The sequence below is a fragment of the Glycomyces salinus genome (assembly GCF_016428645.1).
Taxonomy (GTDB): Bacteria; Actinomycetota; Actinomycetes; order Mycobacteriales; family Micromonosporaceae; genus Glycomyces; species Glycomyces salinus.
Map to the genome: position 1 here is coordinate 1 of NZ_JAELXW010000069.1, position 17,036 is coordinate 17,036.

General features: G+C 72.5%; 14 protein-coding genes and 1 pseudogene. 5 read left to right on the forward strand and 10 right to left on the reverse strand.

What is annotated here, in order from left to right; translation table 11 throughout:
- A pseudogene (locus tag JFB92_RS17450) lies at window positions 1-475 on the forward strand (ROK family protein); the annotation flags it as partial.
- Here JFB92_RS17450 and JFB92_RS17455 read toward each other — a convergent pair.
- Window positions 476-1,477 (reverse strand): N-acetylglucosamine kinase, encoded by a 1,002-nt coding sequence (locus JFB92_RS17455; RefSeq protein ID WP_307789199.1) that lies wholly within the window; start codon window positions 1,475-1,477, stop codon window positions 476-478.
- On the reverse strand, window positions 1,474-2,721 hold the full coding sequence (locus tag JFB92_RS17460; protein WP_199041791.1) for a family 4 glycosyl hydrolase: 1,248 nt from the start codon (window positions 2,719-2,721) through the stop codon (window positions 1,474-1,476). The genes JFB92_RS17455 and JFB92_RS17460 overlap by 4 nt, the downstream gene beginning before the upstream one ends.
- Window positions 2,722-2,902: 181 nt before the next feature.
- On the opposite strand from JFB92_RS17460, the gene JFB92_RS17465 reads away from it, so the two are divergent.
- From JFB92_RS17465 to JFB92_RS17475, 3 genes are read left to right on the forward strand one after another with little or no spacing between them, the layout of a single operon-like run.
- Window positions 2,903-4,603 carry a discoidin domain-containing protein gene (locus tag JFB92_RS17465; protein ID WP_199041794.1) on the forward strand — a complete coding sequence of 567 codons (1,701 nt, stop codon included), beginning with the start codon at window positions 2,903-2,905 and terminating at the stop codon, window positions 4,601-4,603.
- A gap of 60 nt (window positions 4,604-4,663) precedes the next feature.
- Window positions 4,664-5,869 (forward strand): MFS transporter, encoded by a 1,206-nt coding sequence (locus JFB92_RS17470; RefSeq protein WP_199041797.1) that lies wholly within the window; start codon window positions 4,664-4,666, stop codon window positions 5,867-5,869.
- Complete coding sequence (locus tag JFB92_RS17475) at window positions 5,866-6,822, forward strand: TolB family protein (RefSeq protein ID WP_199041800.1); 957 nt, start codon at window positions 5,866-5,868, stop codon at window positions 6,820-6,822. Before JFB92_RS17470 ends, JFB92_RS17475 begins: the two co-directional genes overlap by 4 nt.
- Here JFB92_RS17475 and JFB92_RS17480 read toward each other — a convergent pair.
- Genes JFB92_RS17480 through JFB92_RS17510 form a run of 7 tightly spaced genes read right to left on the reverse strand, consistent with a single transcriptional unit; the run spans window position 6,711 to window position 15,005 of the window.
- Complete coding sequence (locus JFB92_RS17480; RefSeq protein WP_199041803.1) at window positions 6,711-8,594, reverse strand: DUF2264 domain-containing protein; 1,884 nt, start codon at window positions 8,592-8,594, stop codon at window positions 6,711-6,713. The genes JFB92_RS17475 and JFB92_RS17480 overlap by 112 nt on opposite strands.
- A gap of 11 nt (window positions 8,595-8,605) precedes the next feature.
- Complete coding sequence (locus JFB92_RS17485; protein WP_199041806.1) at window positions 8,606-9,610, reverse strand: hydroxyacid dehydrogenase; 1,005 nt, start codon at window positions 9,608-9,610, stop codon at window positions 8,606-8,608.
- Window positions 9,604-10,881: an enolase C-terminal domain-like protein gene (locus JFB92_RS17490; RefSeq protein WP_199041809.1), complete on the reverse strand. Its 1,278-nt coding sequence runs from the start codon at window positions 10,879-10,881 to the stop codon at window positions 9,604-9,606. The genes JFB92_RS17485 and JFB92_RS17490 overlap by 7 nt, the downstream gene beginning before the upstream one ends.
- Window positions 10,878-11,822, reverse strand: a complete 945-nt coding sequence (locus JFB92_RS17495; protein ID WP_199041812.1) for a 5-dehydro-4-deoxyglucarate dehydratase — start codon at window positions 11,820-11,822, stop codon at window positions 10,878-10,880. Before JFB92_RS17495 ends, JFB92_RS17490 begins: the two co-directional genes overlap by 4 nt.
- A 5-nt stretch (window positions 11,823-11,827) precedes the next feature.
- Complete coding sequence (locus tag JFB92_RS17500; protein WP_199041815.1) at window positions 11,828-12,703, reverse strand: carbohydrate ABC transporter permease; 876 nt, start codon at window positions 12,701-12,703, stop codon at window positions 11,828-11,830.
- Window positions 12,703-13,665, reverse strand: a complete 963-nt coding sequence (locus JFB92_RS17505) for a carbohydrate ABC transporter permease (RefSeq protein WP_199041818.1) — start codon at window positions 13,663-13,665, stop codon at window positions 12,703-12,705. The genes JFB92_RS17500 and JFB92_RS17505 overlap by 1 nt, the downstream gene beginning before the upstream one ends.
- Window positions 13,665-15,005 (reverse strand): sugar ABC transporter substrate-binding protein, encoded by a 1,341-nt coding sequence (locus JFB92_RS17510; protein ID WP_199041821.1) that lies wholly within the window; start codon window positions 15,003-15,005, stop codon window positions 13,665-13,667. The genes JFB92_RS17505 and JFB92_RS17510 overlap by 1 nt, the downstream gene beginning before the upstream one ends.
- Before the next feature lie 131 nt (window positions 15,006-15,136).
- On the opposite strand from JFB92_RS17510, the gene JFB92_RS17515 reads away from it, so the two are divergent.
- Window positions 15,137-15,925, forward strand: coding sequence for an IclR family transcriptional regulator (locus JFB92_RS17515; RefSeq protein ID WP_199041824.1), 789 nt, complete (start codon window positions 15,137-15,139; stop codon window positions 15,923-15,925).
- A gap of 59 nt (window positions 15,926-15,984) precedes the next feature.
- On the opposite strand, the gene JFB92_RS17520 is transcribed toward JFB92_RS17515, so the two are convergent.
- On the reverse strand, window positions 15,985-16,845 hold the full coding sequence (locus tag JFB92_RS17520) for an NAD-dependent epimerase/dehydratase family protein (protein WP_307789197.1): 861 nt from the start codon (window positions 16,843-16,845) through the stop codon (window positions 15,985-15,987).
- Between the last annotated feature and the right edge of the window lie 191 nt (window positions 16,846-17,036).

The following is a 17,036-nucleotide window of genomic DNA, read 5'->3' on the forward strand; positions in this document are numbered from 1 at the left end:
GCAGGGGCTGCTGGTCGGCGAGCACGGGGCCGCCGGAGAGCTGGGCTACGTGCCCGCCTTCGCCGACCGGTCCGGCCCCGACGACCCGACCTTCCAGGACTGGATCGGCGCCCCCGCCGTCATTGAAATCGGCCGCGCTCACGGCCTCCACGGCCGGGACGCCGCCGATGTCATGGCGGTGGCGGTCGAACGGGGCTCACAGTCCTTCCTGGACGACTGCGCCGCCCGCTTCGCCGCGGCGGTCGGGATGCTGGGGTGCCTGTTCGACCCGCCCAGCATCGTCCTGGCCGGCGAGATCGCCGCCGCCGGAGGCGAGGCCCTGATCGGGCCCGTCCGGGCCGCCTCCGGTCGCTTCGGCGACCGGGTGGTGCGCTCGGGAGTCGAGGGCGACGCGGTGGCCGTCGGCGCGCTGGACTCGGCGTACGCTGACCTCAAGGCCCGCATCCTCGACTCGGTCCTTGAGGCCGGGCGGTAGTCAGACCGCGAGCGGTTCGCGCTCGGCGAGCTGCGCGGCCAGGCGCCGGTGGGCCCGGCCCGCGAACCGTCCGGTGAGGACGTCGAGGGCCGCCCAGGCCGCGCCGAGCACGGGCGGGCGCCGCAGCGTGCGGTAGCGCGCCAGCGGGTGCGCCTCGGCCAGACGCTCGCGGACGCTCCGGTACAGCACCGGGGGCTCGGACCGGAGCACTCCTCCCCCGCCCACGACGGTGAACGACCCGCCGCCGAGGCCGAGGCGGTCGGCCGAGACCCGAACCATGGCCGCGATCTCCTCAGCCTGGCGGTCCACCGTCCGCAGCGCGAGCTCGTCGCCTTCAGCGGCGGCCGCGAACAGCGGCGGCACCAGCCCGTGGAGCCGCGCACGGTCGATCTCGCCCAGGTGCACGCCGATCGCCACGTCCACGGCCGAGGCGGTGCCGAAGTGCTCCCGCACCACTTCGGTCAGAGCCGTGGCCGGCCCGCGGCCGTCCTCGCCGCGCACCGCGTGGTGCAGCGCGGCCTCGGCCAGGTCCTCGCCGCCGCCCCAGTCTCCGGTGGCGCGGCCGAGCGCCGGGAACCGGGAGAGGTCGCCGCACTCATTGCGGCCCACACAGTTCATTCCGGCCCCGCAGACCACGGCGACGGCGTTCCGGTCGTCGGTCCCGGCGCGCAGCAGGGCGAAGGTGTCGTTGTCGATCCGGATCCGGCGGGCCCAGCGCCGCGAGTCGGCGTCGCCGCCGAGCCGTTCGAGCTCGAACGGCAGGTCGGCTCCTGCCAGCAGGATCTCGACGCGCTCCAGCGGCGAGGCGTCCCAACCGGATTCGGCGCGGGCGCCGTCGATGAGCTTGCCGAGGTAGTCGATCGCCTCGCGGTAGCCGAGGCGGTGCGGCGAGGAGGTCCCGCCGCGCACGAAGGCGTGGACGCGGCCGTCGGCGGTGGCGGCGAGCACGTCGGTCTTGGAGTTGCCGCCGTCGATCGCGACGAAGCGCCGGTCCGCGTTCACGCCCAAGGCAGGTGTTCCCGCCCCGCCGCGATGAGGCGGCCCGTCAGCGCCTCCGCCAGGTCGTGCTGGCCGATCAGCGGATGGGCCAGCAGCGCTTCGTAGACGCGCCGTTCCCCGCCGCGCACGGCGGCCTCGACGCCGAGCTCCTCATAGGCCGCGACCGAGGCGACCAGGCCGCGCTGGCGCGGCCCGAGGGTCCGCTCGGCCGCGGGGGTGATCCAGGAGCGGACCCGCGCCGAGACCTCGATGACCGCCTCGTCGGGCAGGTACGGCAGGAACCCGCGGTTGCGGACGTTGACGGCGTGGACGGCGCCGTCGGTGGTCAGCAACGAGCGCAGCAGCGCCACGGCGGCCTCGGAGTAGTAGGCCCCGCCGCGCTGGGAGAGCAGCTCGGGCTTGCGGTCGAGGGCCGGGTCGGCGTAGAGGCGCCACAGCTCGGCCTCGATCCGGGCCACTTCCCGGCCGCGCGAGGGCTCGTGGCGCAGCCGCTCCACTTCGGCGTCGTGGGCGTAGTAGTAGTGCAGGTAGTAGGAGGGCACGCGGCCGTCGGCGAAGGTCGCGGCCGGCAGCCCGGTCTCGTCGGCCACGGCCTCGGCGTGGCGGTCGAGCAGTTCGGGCAGGAGGTCGCGCCCATCCGCGCGGACCGCGGTCTCCCAGGTCAGGTGGTTGAGCCCCACATGGTCGAGTTCGAGCTCGGCGCTGTCGCGTCCGAGCATGGCGGCGAAGCGCCGGTGGAAGCCGATGGCCACGTTGCACAGTCCGACGGCCCGATGCCCGGCGTCGAGGAGGGCGCGGGTGACCATGCCGACCGGATTGGTGAAGTCGACGATCCAGGCGCCGGGGGCGGCCCGGAGGCGGACCCGCTCGGCGATGTCGAGGACGACCGGGATGGTGCGCAGGGCCTTGGCCAGTCCCCCGGCGCCGGTAGTCTCCTGGCCGACGCAACCGCATTCGACCGGGAAGGCCTCGTCGGCGATGCGGGCGGCCTGCCCGCCGACGCGGAGCTGCAGCAGCACCGCCGCGGCGCCGTCGACGCCCCGGTCGAGGTCGGTGGTCCACTCGACCTCTGCCGGATGCCCGCGGCGGCGCAGGATGCGGCGGACCAGCGGGCCGATGACGTCGAGCTTGCTCCGGTCGGGGTCGACCAGCACGAGCCGGTCGACTCCGAGCCCGGCGGCGGCGCCGATGCCTTCGGCGAGTTCGGGGGTGTAGGTGGAACCGCCACCGATGACGGCGATCTTCATTCGGGTCCTCTCGTCGGGGAGGCCGGGCGAGGAGGCTCCGCCCGAGATTAATAGATAGATTATCTAACTAACCAATCTCTGTCAACGCCGACTCCGCAACACAAGGCATTGACGGATGACGATGCTCCTTGTATGGTCAGATAATAGTCAGTCATTCTTACTAACCATTGATTGGAGGGACATGCGCTCGCACCGACTCAGGCGCCCCGCCGCGCTGCTGACCGTGCTCGGCGTCGGCATCGCCGCCGTGATCACGGCCTCCGGCCTCGGCTGGGCCGCCGAACCCCTGCTGTCCCAAGGCAAACCGGCATCGGCGTCCTCGATCGAGGACGCCTCCTTCACCCCGGGCCTGGCCGTCGACGGCGACCAGGGCACCCGCTGGGCCAGCGCCGAAGGCGCCGACCCGCAGTGGATCCAGGTCGACCTCGGCGCCGTGGCCGAAGTCACCCGCGTCGACCTGCGCTGGGAGGTGGCCTACGCCGCCTCCTACCGCATCGAGTTCTCCACGGACGGTTCGTCCTGGACCACCGTGTACAGCACCACCTCGGGAACCGGAGGGTTCGAGGAGATCGCCTCAGCCTCCGGCCCGGCCCGCTTCGTGCGGGTCACGGGCACCGAACGCGGCACCCCGTACGGATACTCGCTGTGGGAGTTCGAGGTGTACGGCGACAGCAGCAGCGCACCGAACACCGACTACCAGGCCGAGGACGCCGTCATAGGCGCTGGGCAGGTCGACTCCGACCACGCCGGGTACACCGGCACCGGATTCGTCAACTACGACAACACCACCGGCTCCTTCGTCGAATGGACCGTCGAAGTCGAGGAGGCCGGGGATTACGACCTGAGCTTCAGGTACGCCAACGGCACCGCGACCGACCGCCCGATGGCGATCACCCTGGACGGGAGCGAGATCGACCCCGCGCTCTCGTTCCCGGGCACCGGCGCCTGGGACCACTGGCGGACCTCGGCGGTCACCGCCTCCCTGGCGGCGGGCACCCACACCGTCAGAGCGACCGCGAACACCGGCGACGGCGGCCCCAACGTGGACCGGCTGACGCTGTCGGCCGCCACGGCGCCTCCGGACTCGTTCACCGTGGTCGCAGCCGGGGACATCGCCGAGCAGTGCACCGCGGACGAGTCCGGCTGCGTCCACCCGCTCACGGCGGACAGGACCGCGGCCCTCGACCCGGACTTCGTGATCACCATGGGCGACAACCAGTACGACGACGCCAGGCTGGAGGACTTCGAGAACTACTACGACGACACCTGGGGCCGGTTCAACTCGATCGTCAAACCCACTCCGGGCAACCACGAGTCCTACGACCCGGCCGGATTCGAGGTGGGCTACAAGGAGTACTTCGGCTCGATCGCCACCCCCGAGGGCACCACCTGGTACAGCTACGACGTCGGGAACTGGCACTTCATCGCGCTGGACTCCAACATCTTCGACGATCCCGACCAACTCGCCTGGCTCGAGGACGACCTGGCCGCCAACACCAGAGACTGCATTGCCGCCTACTGGCACCACCCGCTCTACAGCTCGGGCGGCCACGGCAACGACCCGGTCAGCCGACCGGTGTGGGACCGGCTGCTCGACTACGAGGCCGACCTCGTCCTGGGCGGCCACGACCACCACTACGAGCGGTTCGCCCCGCAGAACGCCTACGGCGACTACGACCCGAACGGGATCGTCGAGATCATCGGCGGCACCGGAGGCGCGAACCCGTACGACATCGAGAACGTCCAGCCCAACAGCGAGTTCCGGCTCAGCGGCAGCTTCGGCGTGGTGGCACTGACCTTCACCGACACCGGCTACTCCTGGGACTACGTCGAGCACACCGGCGCGGTCCTCGACAGCTCCCCCGAATACTCCTGCCACTGACCGCCCGCATGAGGGCCGCGGCGGCGACAGGAGCCGCGGCCCACACCGAAAGGAACTTCCATGTACGTGGCCACGACGGGCAGACCCGCGGGATCGCGACTGGGCTTCATGACCGGCAACGTGCTGGCTCTGGGCTCGGTCAGCCTGGTCACCGACGTCTCGGCCGAGATGGTGACCTCGGTGCTGCCGCTCTACCTGGTGGTGGGCCTGGGCATGAGCCCGCTGCTGTTCGGCCTGATCGACGGCGTCTACAACGGCGTCACGGCGCTGGTGCGCGTCGTCGGCGGCGCCGCCGCCGACCGCTGGAGGCGGCACAAGCTTGTGGCCGGGACGGGATACGGGCTGTCGGCCTGCTCCAAGCTCGGGCTCCTCGCGGCCGGTTCCTCGATCCCGATGCTGGCGGGTGTGATCGCGGTCGACCGGATCGGCAAGGGCATCCGGACGGCCCCGCGCGACGCCCTGATCTCGCTGTCGGCCCCGAAGGACCGGCTCGGCGCCGCCTTCGGCATGCACCGGGCGATGGACGTGTGCGGCGCGCTGCTCGGCCCGCTGGCGGCCTTCGCGGTCCTGTGGAGCACCGGCGGATCCTTCGACGCGGTGTTCGTGACCAGCTTCTGCTGCGCGGCCTTCGGCGTGGTCCTGCTGGCCCTGTTCGTCTCGGACCGGCGCGGACCGGCCCGGCGGGGCGCCACCTCGCTGCGGCGCGCGCTCCGGACGCCGGGGGCCGGACGGCTCTGCCTGGTCGCCGGTCTGCTCGCGCTGGTGGTCGTCGGCGACAACTTCGCCTACCTCATCATGGGCCGCCGGGCCGACCTGGCCGCCGAGTACTTCCCGCTGCTCCCGCTGGGCACCGCGGCCGCGTACCTGCTGCTGGCCGTGCCGATGGGGCACCTGGCCGACCGGGTGGGGCGATGGCGGCTGTTCCTGGCCGGGCACGCGGTGCTGCCGGCGGCATACGGGCTGCTGGCGTTCGCCCCCGATCACCTGCTGCTGCTGGGCGTGCCGCTGCTGCTCGGGGTCAGCTACGCGGCGACCGACGGCGTGCTCATGGCGATGGCCGGGCCGGTCTTCCCCGAAGCGGTGCGCGGCAGCGGGATGGCACTGGTGCAGTCGTCCCAGGCGGCGGCACGCCTGGCCGGATCGGTCCTTTTCGGGGCGATGTGGACGTGGTGGGGCATGACCGAGGCGGTCCTGGCGGCCTCGGTGTGCCTGGTCGTCGCGCTGATCCTGGTGGCGGGGCGGGCCAGGCGCTGGGGGTTCGCATGAGACACGGAAAACCGCTGGTCGCGGCGGTCGCGGCCGTGCTGCTGGCCGCGGTGGCCGGATGGTACGTGCTCCAGTCCCGGCAGGTCCCCTCGCGGGCCCAGGATGTCCCGACCGCGTTCGACGAGCCCGGGCTGTACGTCGTCGCCGAGAGCGGCGTGGTGAGCGTCCCGGCCGCCGAACCGGGTGGGCGGCGACGGGCGGCCGGACTGCGCTGCGACCGGTTCCACGCCGACGCCGGGGTCGGGGTGTGCCTGGCCGCGGCGCCGGGCCTGGTACCGACCACCGAGGTGACCGTGATGGCCGACGACGGCACCGAACTGGACCGGGCCGAGGTCGCCGGGGTCCCGAACCGGGCCCGGGTCTCGGGCTCGGGCCGAATGGTCGCGTGGACGACCTTCGTCGTCGGCGACTCCTATGCGGACGGGAACTTTTCGACCCGGACCTCGATCCTCGACCTGGAGACCGGGCATCTGATCGTCAACATGGAGACCATCCAGCTCTACCTCGGCGGGGAGCGGCACCACGCGGCCGACGTGAACTACTGGGGCGTCACCTTCACCGACGACGACAACGTCTTCTACGCCACGGTCGCCACCGGCGGGCGGACCCACCTGGTGCGCGGCGACCTGGACCGGTGGGCGGCCGAGGACGTGCGGGAGAACGTCGAGTGCCCCTCGCTGTCGCCGGACGGCACGCGGATCGCCTTCAAAGAGCGGACCGGCGACGGGGCCCGGCCGTGGCGGTTGGCCGTGCTCGACCTCGGCACCGGTCGGGAGACCGAGCTGCCCGGCACCGACGGCGTCGACGACCAGGCGCTCTGGCTCGACGGGGACACCCTTGCCTACGGCTCGGACGGCGGGGTGTGGGCGGTGGCGGCCGACGGCTCGGCCGAGCCGCGGCTGCTGGCCGAGGACGCCGCCTCCCCGTCGATCGTCGGCGGCTGGGGGGCCTGACCGGAGGGGCCCGACCCCTGCTTCCAAAGCCGCTCCCAGGGGCCGGGCCCCGCCGCGAGCACCTCGCACGACAGGCGGTGCTCGCCGGGCTCGCACCGGCCGCGGAGGGTGGGGATCACGGTGCGCGGATGCAGCAGGTTCGTGTTCGGCTCGGCCCGGACCAGCTCGCCGGTCCGGGCCCGGTCGAGGTCGCGCAGGCCGCTGAACCCGGCGGGGTAGGCGGCCTGGGCGAAACCGGGGCCGGACTCCTCCCGGCCGCGCGGGTCGGCCGGGTCGTCGCCGGTGCGGTCCAGCGCCCAGCCGCCCTCGGCGGTCCACAGGGGCCTGCCGGTCCGGACCAGGTGCGTGCGCACATGCCAAGGGCCCCCGGCCGTCAGGGTGGTCTCGATCTCGACGTCCGGCCAGGGCCGCCACCGGGAGCGGACCGTCCCGCCCTCGACCCGGACCTCCTCGGCGCTCTCGCGCACCCGCCAGTGCGTCCCGTCCTCCGACAGCGCAAGCATCGAATCGGCGGCGAGCTGATGCAGGCCGTGCCCGCCGGCCGGAACGCTGAAGCCGAACGCGGTCGAGTAGGCGAACTTCGCGTACTTCTCGGCGCCGTGGCGGAACTGGAGGCCGCTCTGGCCTCCGGCCAGCGCCCACGCGTGGGTCCTGTCGCGGACGAGGACCATGCCCGCATGCGGCTGCGGCCGCACCGGTTCCAACCGGGGCGGCCCGGTCTCCTCGGCGCGCCAGAACGGGTGCCCGCCCGGCAGGGCCAGCGGCAGGAACGCCTTCATGGCCCAGTAGGGGGACCCCGGAGAGTTGTAGGCCTCGGTGAGATTGAGGTCGGGGTAGGCGTAGCCGATGGTGAGCAGGCCCGCCTCGTCGACCGCCGGAAGCCGGGCCCAGTGGCGCAGGTGCCGCAGCAGCAGCCCCTTCACCTGGCCCCACGGCAGCGCCTCGACGTCGGCGAAGGCGAGCGCGCCCCAGAACCCGGCCTGCGCGAACCGGTAGATCAGACTGCGCCCGTATGGGATCGCGGCGCCGTCGTCGGCGAACCAGTGGGCGAAGTCGGCGGCGAAGGCCGCGGCCCGCTCCCGCAGGCGCCGCGCGCGGTCCGCGTCGTCGTCGCCGGACAGCCGCGCGTAGACCAGGCCGTACAGGTGCATGGCCCAGGGCGTGTAGTAGTCGGCCCGGTCGGTGGGGCCGTCGGTGTACCACCCGTCCCCTGTCGCGAACGTCTCGAGCCGGTCGAGCGCGGCCCGCTCGGCCTCGCGATCGCGGCCCTCTGCGCCGACGGCGCGGAGTCCGAGTCCGACCAGGACCCGGAAGAACAGCCAGTTGTTGTCGTGCAGGCGCGCGTGGTTGATGCCCGCCAGCCAGCGCGCGAGGCGGTCTTTCGCCGGGCCCGGCAGCGGTTCCCAGAACCGTTCGGGGGCGAGCGCGAGGGCGAAGCCGATGGCGGCGGCCTCGACGCAGCGCTGGCTGTGGTCGCCGATCGGGCCCCAGTACTCCGGGTGGCCGGGGTCGGTGCCCGCGTCGAGGCCGCGCAGGTACGGCTCCGGGTCGAAGTCTCCGCCGCCTGCGGCGAGCGGCGCCAGGCCCCACAGCGGCCGGGCGAAGCCCTCGAGCTCGGCGGCGGCGTCGGGGAAGTGCGCGCCGGTCGCGCCGAGCCGGGCCCGGGCGCGGCCGTCGCTGAGGCGGGCGGCCACCGGCCGCGCCAGTGCGGTGACGGCGTCGGCCAGGTCGTCGCGGGTGCGCAGGGGGTTGTCCTGCCAGGTGTGCGGCATGACGGTTGCTCCTATGCGATGCGGTCGAGGTCGTGTCCGCGGATGCGTCCACGCAGGGCTTCGCCGCGGACGAGGCGCTCGACCTCGGTGACGGCGAATTCGCCGAGTCGGCGCAGTTCCCTGCCGCGCGACCCGGCCAGGTGGGGGGTGACGAACACGTTGGGAAGGCGCAGCAGCGGGTGGTCCGGCGGGAGCGGCTCGGGGTCGGTGACGTCGAGGACCGCCGAGATCCTGCCGGTGGCGCACTCGGCGGTGAGGGCGTCGGTGTCCACCAGGGAGCCGCGGGCGGTGTTGATCAGGGCCGCGCCGCCGCGCAGCAGCGCGAGTCTGCGGGCGTCGATCATGCCCGTGGTCTCGGGCAGGGCCGGGGCGTGCAGAGAGACCAGGTCGGAGCGTCGGCACAGGTCGTCCAGGCCGACCGGTTCGGCGCCGAGCTCGCGGGCCTCGCGCGGCCCGAAGTAGGGGTCGGCGATCAGGGTGTGGACGCCGTGGTCGGCCAGGAGCCCGATGACGGCGCGGCCGATCCGGGAGGCGCCGACGATGCCGACCACGGCGCCGTACAGGCCGCGGTCCTCGGCGGGCGGTCGGACGAACACCTCCTTGCCCGCGGCGTAGTCGCCGGCGGCGGTGAACGCGCCTTTGGCGGCGAGCACCAGGGCGCTCAGGGTGAATTCGGCGACCGGGACGGCGTTGGCGTCGGCGGCGGTGGACACGGCCAGGCCCCGTTCGAAGACCGCCGGGTGGAGGTGGCCCTTGACCGTCCCGGCGGCGTGGACGATGCCGCGCAGCCGCGGCGCCCGGTCGAGGACGTCGGGGTCGATGGCCGGGCAGCCCCAGCCGGTGATCAGGATCTCCACTCGGTCCAGGCGGTCGATGCCGGACACATCGGCGGTGGCGGCGCCGGGGTCGAACTCGACGGTCCGGGCGAGCCGGTCGGCCAGGTCGGCCGGGAACAGGTCGGCGACCAGCTTCGGGTGCATGAGCAGCGCGGCGGCCGGTGCGGGGCGGGTCACCATCGCGGCAGCGTCCCTTCGAAATCGGGGTCGATTCGTCGCATGTAGGAGGTGTCGTCGCGTTCGGTGAGGCCGCAGCGCAGGTAGTCCCGGTGCATGCGTTCGAGGGCGTCGCGGTCGAGTTCGACGCCCAGTCCGGGGCTGTCGGGCACGGCCACCGAGCCGCCCTCGATGCGCGGGGAGCGGAGGACGACGTCGGCGCCGCCCTGCCAGGGCGTGTGGGTGTCGAGGGCGTACGCCAGGTCGGGCAGGGCGGCCGCGGTGTGGACCATGGCGGCCAGGCTGATGCCCAGGTGGGTGTTGGAGTGCATGGAGAGGCCCAGGCCCCATGTCCGGCAGATCCCGGCCAGTTGCAGCGTCGCCCGCAGGCCGCCCCAGTAGTGGGGGTCGCACAGGACGATGCCGACCGCGTCGGCGTCGATGGCGGCCGGGAGGTCGTCGAATCCGACCGCGCACATGTTGGTGGCCAGCGGCATCGGGGCCGCCTCGGCCACCGCGGCCATGCCCGCCAGGCCGGGCGTGGGGTCCTCCAGGTACTCCAGGAGGCCCTCGGCGCCGTCGGCGAACCGCAGGGCGGTCGCCGTGGTCCAGGCGGCGTTGGGATCGAAGCGGATGGGGTGGTCGGGGAAGGCCCGGCGGAGCTCGGTGACGGCCTCGAGCTCCTCCTCGGGCGGGCGGACGCCGCCTTTGAGTTTGAGTGAGGCGAAGCCGTGCCGTTCGGTCATGCGCCGGGCCTGGTCGACCAGTTCGGACGGTTCGAGGGCCGGTCCCCACTCGTCGTCCTCGCCCCCGGGGTGCGCGGCCCATTTGTAGAACAGGTAGGCGGCGAAGGGGATCCGGTCGCGGTGGCGGCCGCCGAGCAGGTCGGCCACCGACCGGCCGGTGGCGTGGCCCTGGGCGTCCAGGCAGGCGATCTCGAACGGGGCGGTGACCTTGGCGAGGGTCTTGGCGGGAGTGGTGGCGCCGGTGAGGCCGTGGCGGTCCGGGGCGTTGGCGGTGCCGACCGCCGCCGCGAGGCGGCGCTGGAGGTCGGCGCCGTCGAACACGTCGAGGCCGGGCAAGGTGGCAGCGGCCCGGCGCAGGAGCGCCAGGTGCGGCGCGTCCCCGTAGGTCTCGCCGAGTCCGATCAGGCCGTCCTCGCAGCGCAGTTCGATCACCGCGCGCAGGGCCCACGGTTCGTGGACGCCGACGGCGTTCAGCAGGGGCGGGTCGGGCACGGCGACGGGGGTGACCACCGCTTGGCGCACGATCGGACCGGTTCGGACGCGGCTCATCGCGCCACCGCCTCGGTCGTCTCGATCCGCGCCAGCGCGTCGCGGCCGCGGGCGATGATCCGCTCCAACCGCTCCAGGTCCGGCGGCTCGGGGTCGACCAGCGGCGGCCGCACCGGGCCGAGCGGGGTTCCGGTGAGCGCGGCCCCGGCCTTGACCAGGGCTACCGAGTATCCGGGTACGCGTCCGCGCAGCTCGGCGAACGGCAGGAAGAACTCGGATTCGAGGACGCGCCGGGTCCGCTCGTCGCCGTCCCGCATCGCCCGGTGGAAGGCGGTGGCGAGGTCGGGCACGAAGCACAGCGCCGCCGAGGAGTAGCCTCCGGCGCCGACGGCGGCGTAGGCGCTCGCCGTCAGCTCGGCGGTGGGCAGTCCGTTGAGGAACACGAACAGCTCGGCCCGCGGGTGGCCGCTCGCGCGCACGGCGGCGACCATGCGGGCGATGGCCTCGATGTCGCCCCGCCCGTCCTTGAGGCCGACCACAGTCGGGACATCGAGCAGGGCGACCGCCGCGTCCGGGTCGAGCACGGCGTTGGCGCGCTGGTACACCAGCAGCGGCAGCGGCGTCGCCTCGGCCACGTGCCGGACGTGGCGCACCAGTCCGGCCGGGGAGCATTCGACGAGGTAGGGCGGGAGCAGGAGGAGTCCGTCGGCGCCGGACTCGGCCGCGGCGGCCGCGAAGTCCCGCGCGATTTCGGGGCCGCCTCCGGCTCCGGCGAAGACCGGCACGCGCCCGTCCGCGACCCGCACGGCGGTGCGCACCAGGTCCCGGTACTCCCCTGTGGAGAGTGCGGGGAACTCGCCGGTGCCGCAGGCCGCGAACAGCCCCGTGGCGCCGGTCGAGACCAGTGCCGCGACGTGCCCGGAGAAGGCGTCCAGGTCGAGTCGGCTGTCCGCTGTGAACGGCGTGAGCGGGAAGCTCATCATGCCTCGCAGGTCCTGCATTCGTCTCACCCCTTCACGGCCCCGGAAGTGAGGCCCTTCATGAACTGCCGCTGCATCGCCAGGAACGCCAGGACCGACGGCAGCAGCGCCAGCAGCGAGGCCGCCAGCAGGACCCCCAGGCCCACTTGGTCGTCCGAGCGGAGGGTCCGCAGCGCCAGCGGCAGCGTGAACTGGGAGGCGTCGCGCGCCACCAGCAGCGGCAGCATGTACTGGTCCCAGATCATGGTGAACCCGAAGATGCCGATCACGCCGAGCGCGGGGCGCGAGAGCGGCAGGATGATCTGCGCCAGCACACGCAGCTCCCCGGCGCCGTCGATGCGGGCGGCCTGCTCCAGCTCGACCGGGATCTCCTTCATGAACTCGGTCATCACCAGGATCGAGAATCCCCAGGCGGCGACCGGGACGATCATGCCGACCAGGGTGCCGATGAGGTTGACGTGGATGACCGGCACGTCGGCCAGTACCAGCGACAGCGGTATCGCCAGGATCTCCTCGGGCAGCATCATGGTCGACAGGATCAGCAGGAGCACCAGGTGTACCCCGGGGAACTTCTTGCGCGCCAATGCGTAGGCGGCCAGCACACTGACGGTGACCTGCAGCAGCAGGCCGCCGCCGACCACGATGAAGGAGTTGAGCAGGTACAGCAGCACGTCGCGTTCGAAGGCGCGGGTGAAGTTGTCGAGGGTGAACTGGTCGGGTACCAGGCTGAGCCGGGTGGGGTCGGGGACCCTGCTGAAGGCGCCGACGACCACCGCCATGAGCGGCCCGGCGAACACCACCAGCAGCAGGGCGTAGACCGCGCCGCGGACGGCCCAGCCGATCGGCCCGGTCAGTTCGCTGAAGCCGAGGGCGGAGTCGAACCGGCCCTTGCCTTGCCGCATCATGCCCTCCTCCTGGCCCGTACCGCCTGGACGGCCAGGGTCAGCACCACCGTCACCGCCAGCAGCACCACGGATCCGGCCGCGGCGATGCCGAGCTCGTTGCGTTCGAGCCCCAGCTTGTAGATCAGCGTCATCAGCACCTCTGTGGACCCGTTCGGGCCGCCGTTGGTCAGCAGGAAGATCTCGGTGAACACCCGCATGCCGCGGATCGCGGCCAGGGTCAGCAGGATGATGAAGACCGGGCGCAGGGCCGGAAGGGTCACGTGCCGCAGGCGCTGCCAGGTGTTCGCCCCGTCGGCCGAGGCGGCCTCGTACAGGGTCCGGTCGACGCCGGCCAGTCCGGCGAGGATGATCATCATGTCGTAGGGGGCGTGCCGCCAGATCCCCACCGCGATCACCGACGACAGCGAGGTGTCGGCGGAGTTGAGGAACTGGGAGGGGCCCAGGCCGATCCAGGCCAGGACCGAGTTGACCACGCCGTCGGGGGCGGGGTAGTAGAGCACCCGCCAGACTTCGGCGACGACCGCCATGGTCACGATCGTCGGCAGGAACACCGCGGTCCGCACGAGCCACAGGTGGCGGGCGGTGCCTTCCAGCAGGAGGGCGATCGCCAGGCCCAGCAGCATGGCCCCGGCCGTCTGGGTGACGGCGATGACCGCGGTGTGCCACATCGCGTCGAGGAAGTCGGGGTCGGTGAGCACGTGCCGGTAGTTGTCCATGCCCACCCACCGGTCCCCGAGGTAGGGCCGGACCTCGAACAGGCTCATCTGGACCGCCCGGCCCATGGGGATGAACTTGAACAGGGTGAAGATCACCAGCGCGGGCAGGAGCAGGAGCAGCGCGGCCGCCGGGTCCCTGAACCTGGTGCGCCGGAGGCGGCCGGGCGCCCGGGCCGGGCGGGGCCGCTGCGGCCCCGCCCGGCCCGGTTCCTCCCGCGGGTCGGCGGTTGCGGTCGACGTCATCAGCCGGCCGCTCCCTGTCCTTCGAGCTCCTCGGCGAACTCGTCGGCGAGGCCGCCGAGCTCGGCGGCCGGGTCAGCCTCGCAGTCGGAGGCGACGGTGTTGAACGTCTCGGCCGCCATCTGGCGGAACGGGGTCCACTCCGGAACGTTCGGCACGTAGCGGCCGGACTCCTGATAGATCTGCTGGAAGGTCTGCCAGCGTTCGTCGGTCCGGACCTCGGCCATGTCGACGGTGGCGTTGACCGGCAGCCGCACGATGGTGCCGTCGGTGTCGCCGGCCATGCCGATGGTCTGGCCCTCGACGGAGGCGGCGAACTCGGCGAAGCGCTCCTGGCCCTCCTGGTTCTCCGATCCGGCCATGAGGTAGACGTTCTCGCCCTCAGCGAGCGAGACGGCCTCGCCGCCCTCGCCGGCCGGGAGGGGCACGATCTCGTACTTCTCGGCGCCGAGGTCGGCGTCGAAGACGCCCATCATGTAAGGGCCGGTGAAGTAGATCCCGGCCTGGCCGCCGTAGAAGACCGGGTGGGTCTGGGAGGTCTCGGCGGTGACCGCGCCGGGCGCGACGAGGCCGTCGCAGAAGGTGTGCTGGAACCATTCGAGAACCTCGACCGACTCGGGCGAGTCCACGGCCGGGTTGAAGGCGCCCGGCTCCCCGTCGAGGAAGCCGCCGCCGCCCGACCACAGAAAGCTCGACAGGTACCAGGAGGTGTAGCCGCGCTTGGTGGAGCCGGGCACGGCGTACCCGTGGGTGTCGTCCTCGCCGTTGCCGTCCGGGTCGCCGGTGGTGAAGGCCTCGGCGAGGGCGTCCATCTCGCCCCAGGTGGTCGGGACTTCGGCGCCGACGGCCTCGCGCCAGTCGGAGCGGATGAACAGCGCGAACGACTGCGCCGAGAACGGCACCGCGTAGTAGGCGCCGTCGGCGCCGGTGGCCGCGTCCCAGGAGGCGGGGGTGAGGTCGTCGGCCCCTTCGATGCCGTCGCGGTCGACCTCGCGGACCAAGCCCTGCTCCACGAGGGTGCCGAGCTGGGCGGTGTCGTTGATGACGATGTCGGGCAGGTCCTTGGCGGAAGCGGCCTGCTGGAGCTTGGTCTCGAAGTCGTCGAAGAGGGCGGTGACTTCGGTGGGGATGCCGGTCTGCTCGGTGAAGGCCGCGGCCAGTTCTTTCGCGGTCTCCTCGGTCGGGGCGCCCGGGGGCTTGCGGATCCAGACCTCCAAGGCGGCGTCCGGGTCCTGTTCGGGCTCGTCGGCGCCGCTGCCGCACGCGGCGAGTCCGACGGCGGTGATGGCGAGGAGTGCGACCAGCTTCGGCAGGCCGCGCCATCCCTGTTTCCGGTGGAACATCCTCGTTCCCTCCATGAATTTCGTCTAAGTATGTGGATGCAATCTTCATTTATAGAGGAGTACTATCACAAGCTAGCGTCCAGTAACATGTATGTCAATGCCCGAGACGGAATTGAAGGATGGTGAGATCCATGAGCCGAACCCCCGGTGCCGGGATCGAGTCCTCGCCGGTCAAATCCGCCGAGCGCACGGTCCGCATCCTGGAGACTCTCGCCGAGTCCCCGGAGCGCCTGACGCTCGCGCAGTTGCAGGAGCTGACCGGATATCCGCGCTCCAGCCTGCACGCGCTGGTGCGAACCCTGCGAGAGCTCAAGTGGATCGAGGCCGACGCCTCCGGTTCGGCCTTCGGCGTGGGGCCGCACGCGCTGCTCTCGGGCACCGCCTACCTCGACCGGGACCCCGCGCTCGGCTACGCCTACGAGGCCCTCGAGGACCTGCGGGCCGAGATCGGCTTCACCGTCCACTACGCACGACTGGACGACGACCAGGTGCTCTACATGGCCAGCCGGGAGGTCCGCGACGAGGTGCACCGCATCTCGCGGGTCGGGCGCCGGCTCCCGGCCCACCTGACGGCCCTGGGCCAGGCGCTGCTGGCCGAGCTCACCGCCGACGAGGTCGACCGGCTCCTGCCCGAGCGCCTCGAGGCCCACACCCCGCGCACCATCACCGAACGCTCCGAGCTGCACGCCGAGCTCGACCGGGTCCGCTCGCGCGGCTGGGCGCTGGAGCGCGAGCAGGGCACCGAGGGGATCGCCTGCGTCGCCGTGGCGGTGGACTACCGGATCCCGGCCACCGACGCGATCTCGTGCTCGATGCCGATCGGGTCCGCCGACGGCGAGACCGTGGAGCGGGTGACCGGGGCCGTGGTCGAACACGGCCGCGCGCTGGCCACCGCGCTGCGCCGCGCCGGGGTGCGCTAGGCGGTGTTTCAGCACCCCTGACGGCCGCTATCCGAGTCGCCGGGGGTACTGAAAACCGCCTAGTCCCCTGCCTCCGGAACCGGACCGGCGCGGTAGGGCCGCCCCGGTGGAACGTCGCACCACTGCCCGCCGACCCTGGTCAGCACCGGATCGGCCGTGAAGTCGGGTTCGCCGTGCCCGGCGATCAGCTCGTCGGCGAAGCGCTCGGCGTCGTCGACCGGGAAGTAGCCGATCGACTTCCCTTCGGTCAGCGACCACCAGCGGCGGGTGTTGCGGCTGATGCCCCACACCGTCCGGAAACCCGGCCGCTCGGCGGACAAGCAGGCCTCCACCAGGCGGGCGCCGTCCTCCGGGGACAGCCACATCGCGAGGCCCCGCAGGCCCGGCGGCCGGGGGAACCACAGTCCGATCCGGAGGCAGACCACGTCCATGCCGTACTTGTCGGCGTACATCCGGCCCGCGATCTCGGCGGCGGCCTTGGACCACCCGTAGAAGGTGTCCGGGCGGGCCGGGGCGTCGGCGGGCAGTCCGCCGTCGGGCAGGCCGTCGCGGCGGTCGTGGAACCCGGCCGCATGGTTGGACGAGGCCAGCACCACTCGGTCCACACCGCACCGGCGGGCGGCCTCCAGGACCGCATAGGTGCCGTACACGTTGGATTCCAGCACCGTGTCGAAGCCCTCCTCGGCGCTCTGGCCGCCTAGGTGGATCACGGCGTCCACTCCCCCGCAGGCCGCGACCATCGCGTCGAGGTCGGTCACCGAGCCGATGACGAGCTCCTCATCGGCTCCGGCGGCGGGCTCGGGTTCGCGCAGGTCGAGCAGCCGCAGGCGGCGGCCGGGCCGGGCCAGCAGCGGGCGCAGCAGGCCGCCGACGCGACCGGCGGCACCAGTGATCAGGAGCGACTGGTCCGCCTCAGTCACGGCCCACCCCTGTGAGACGCTGTCCATGTATGTGTATGGAACCTTCCCCATGAATGAATGTTGACATGTTGGAATCACTCTCCTATTGTGTTACTCATCACGAGGCGAGATCCGAGACTCGGAAGCGGCATCACAGCATATGCGCACAGGCGCCCCGGCCGGTCGCATCGATGCGCCGCCGGCGGTCTCGG

Excerpts from the sequence above, each read along its gene's own strand:
- JFB92_RS17465 (WP_199041794.1), top strand. The coding sequence starts at position 2,903 with ATGCGCTCGCACCGACTCAGGCGCCCCGCCGCGCTGCTGACCGTGCTC.
- JFB92_RS17480 (WP_199041803.1), bottom strand. The coding sequence starts at position 8,594 with ATGCCGCACACCTGGCAGGACAACCCCCTGCGCACCCGCGACGACCTG.
- JFB92_RS17470 (WP_199041797.1), top strand. The coding sequence starts at position 4,664 with ATGTACGTGGCCACGACGGGCAGACCCGCGGGATCGCGACTGGGCTTC.
- JFB92_RS17460 (WP_199041791.1), bottom strand. The coding sequence starts at position 2,721 with ATGAAGATCGCCGTCATCGGTGGCGGTTCCACCTACACCCCCGAACTC.
- JFB92_RS17490 (WP_199041809.1), bottom strand. The coding sequence starts at position 10,881 with ATGAGCCGCGTCCGAACCGGTCCGATCGTGCGCCAAGCGGTGGTCACC.
- JFB92_RS17510 (WP_199041821.1), bottom strand. The coding sequence starts at position 15,005 with ATGTTCCACCGGAAACAGGGATGGCGCGGCCTGCCGAAGCTGGTCGCA.
- JFB92_RS17500 (WP_199041815.1), bottom strand. The coding sequence starts at position 12,703 with ATGCGGCAAGGCAAGGGCCGGTTCGACTCCGCCCTCGGCTTCAGCGAA.
- JFB92_RS17495 (WP_199041812.1), bottom strand. The coding sequence starts at position 11,822 with ATGCAGGACCTGCGAGGCATGATGAGCTTCCCGCTCACGCCGTTCACA.
- JFB92_RS17515 (WP_199041824.1), top strand. The coding sequence starts at position 15,137 with ATGAGCCGAACCCCCGGTGCCGGGATCGAGTCCTCGCCGGTCAAATCC.
- JFB92_RS17485 (WP_199041806.1), bottom strand. The coding sequence starts at position 9,610 with ATGGTGACCCGCCCCGCACCGGCCGCCGCGCTGCTCATGCACCCGAAG.
- JFB92_RS17475 (WP_199041800.1), top strand. The coding sequence starts at position 5,866 with ATGAGACACGGAAAACCGCTGGTCGCGGCGGTCGCGGCCGTGCTGCTG.
- JFB92_RS17505 (WP_199041818.1), bottom strand. The coding sequence starts at position 13,665 with ATGACGTCGACCGCAACCGCCGACCCGCGGGAGGAACCGGGCCGGGCG.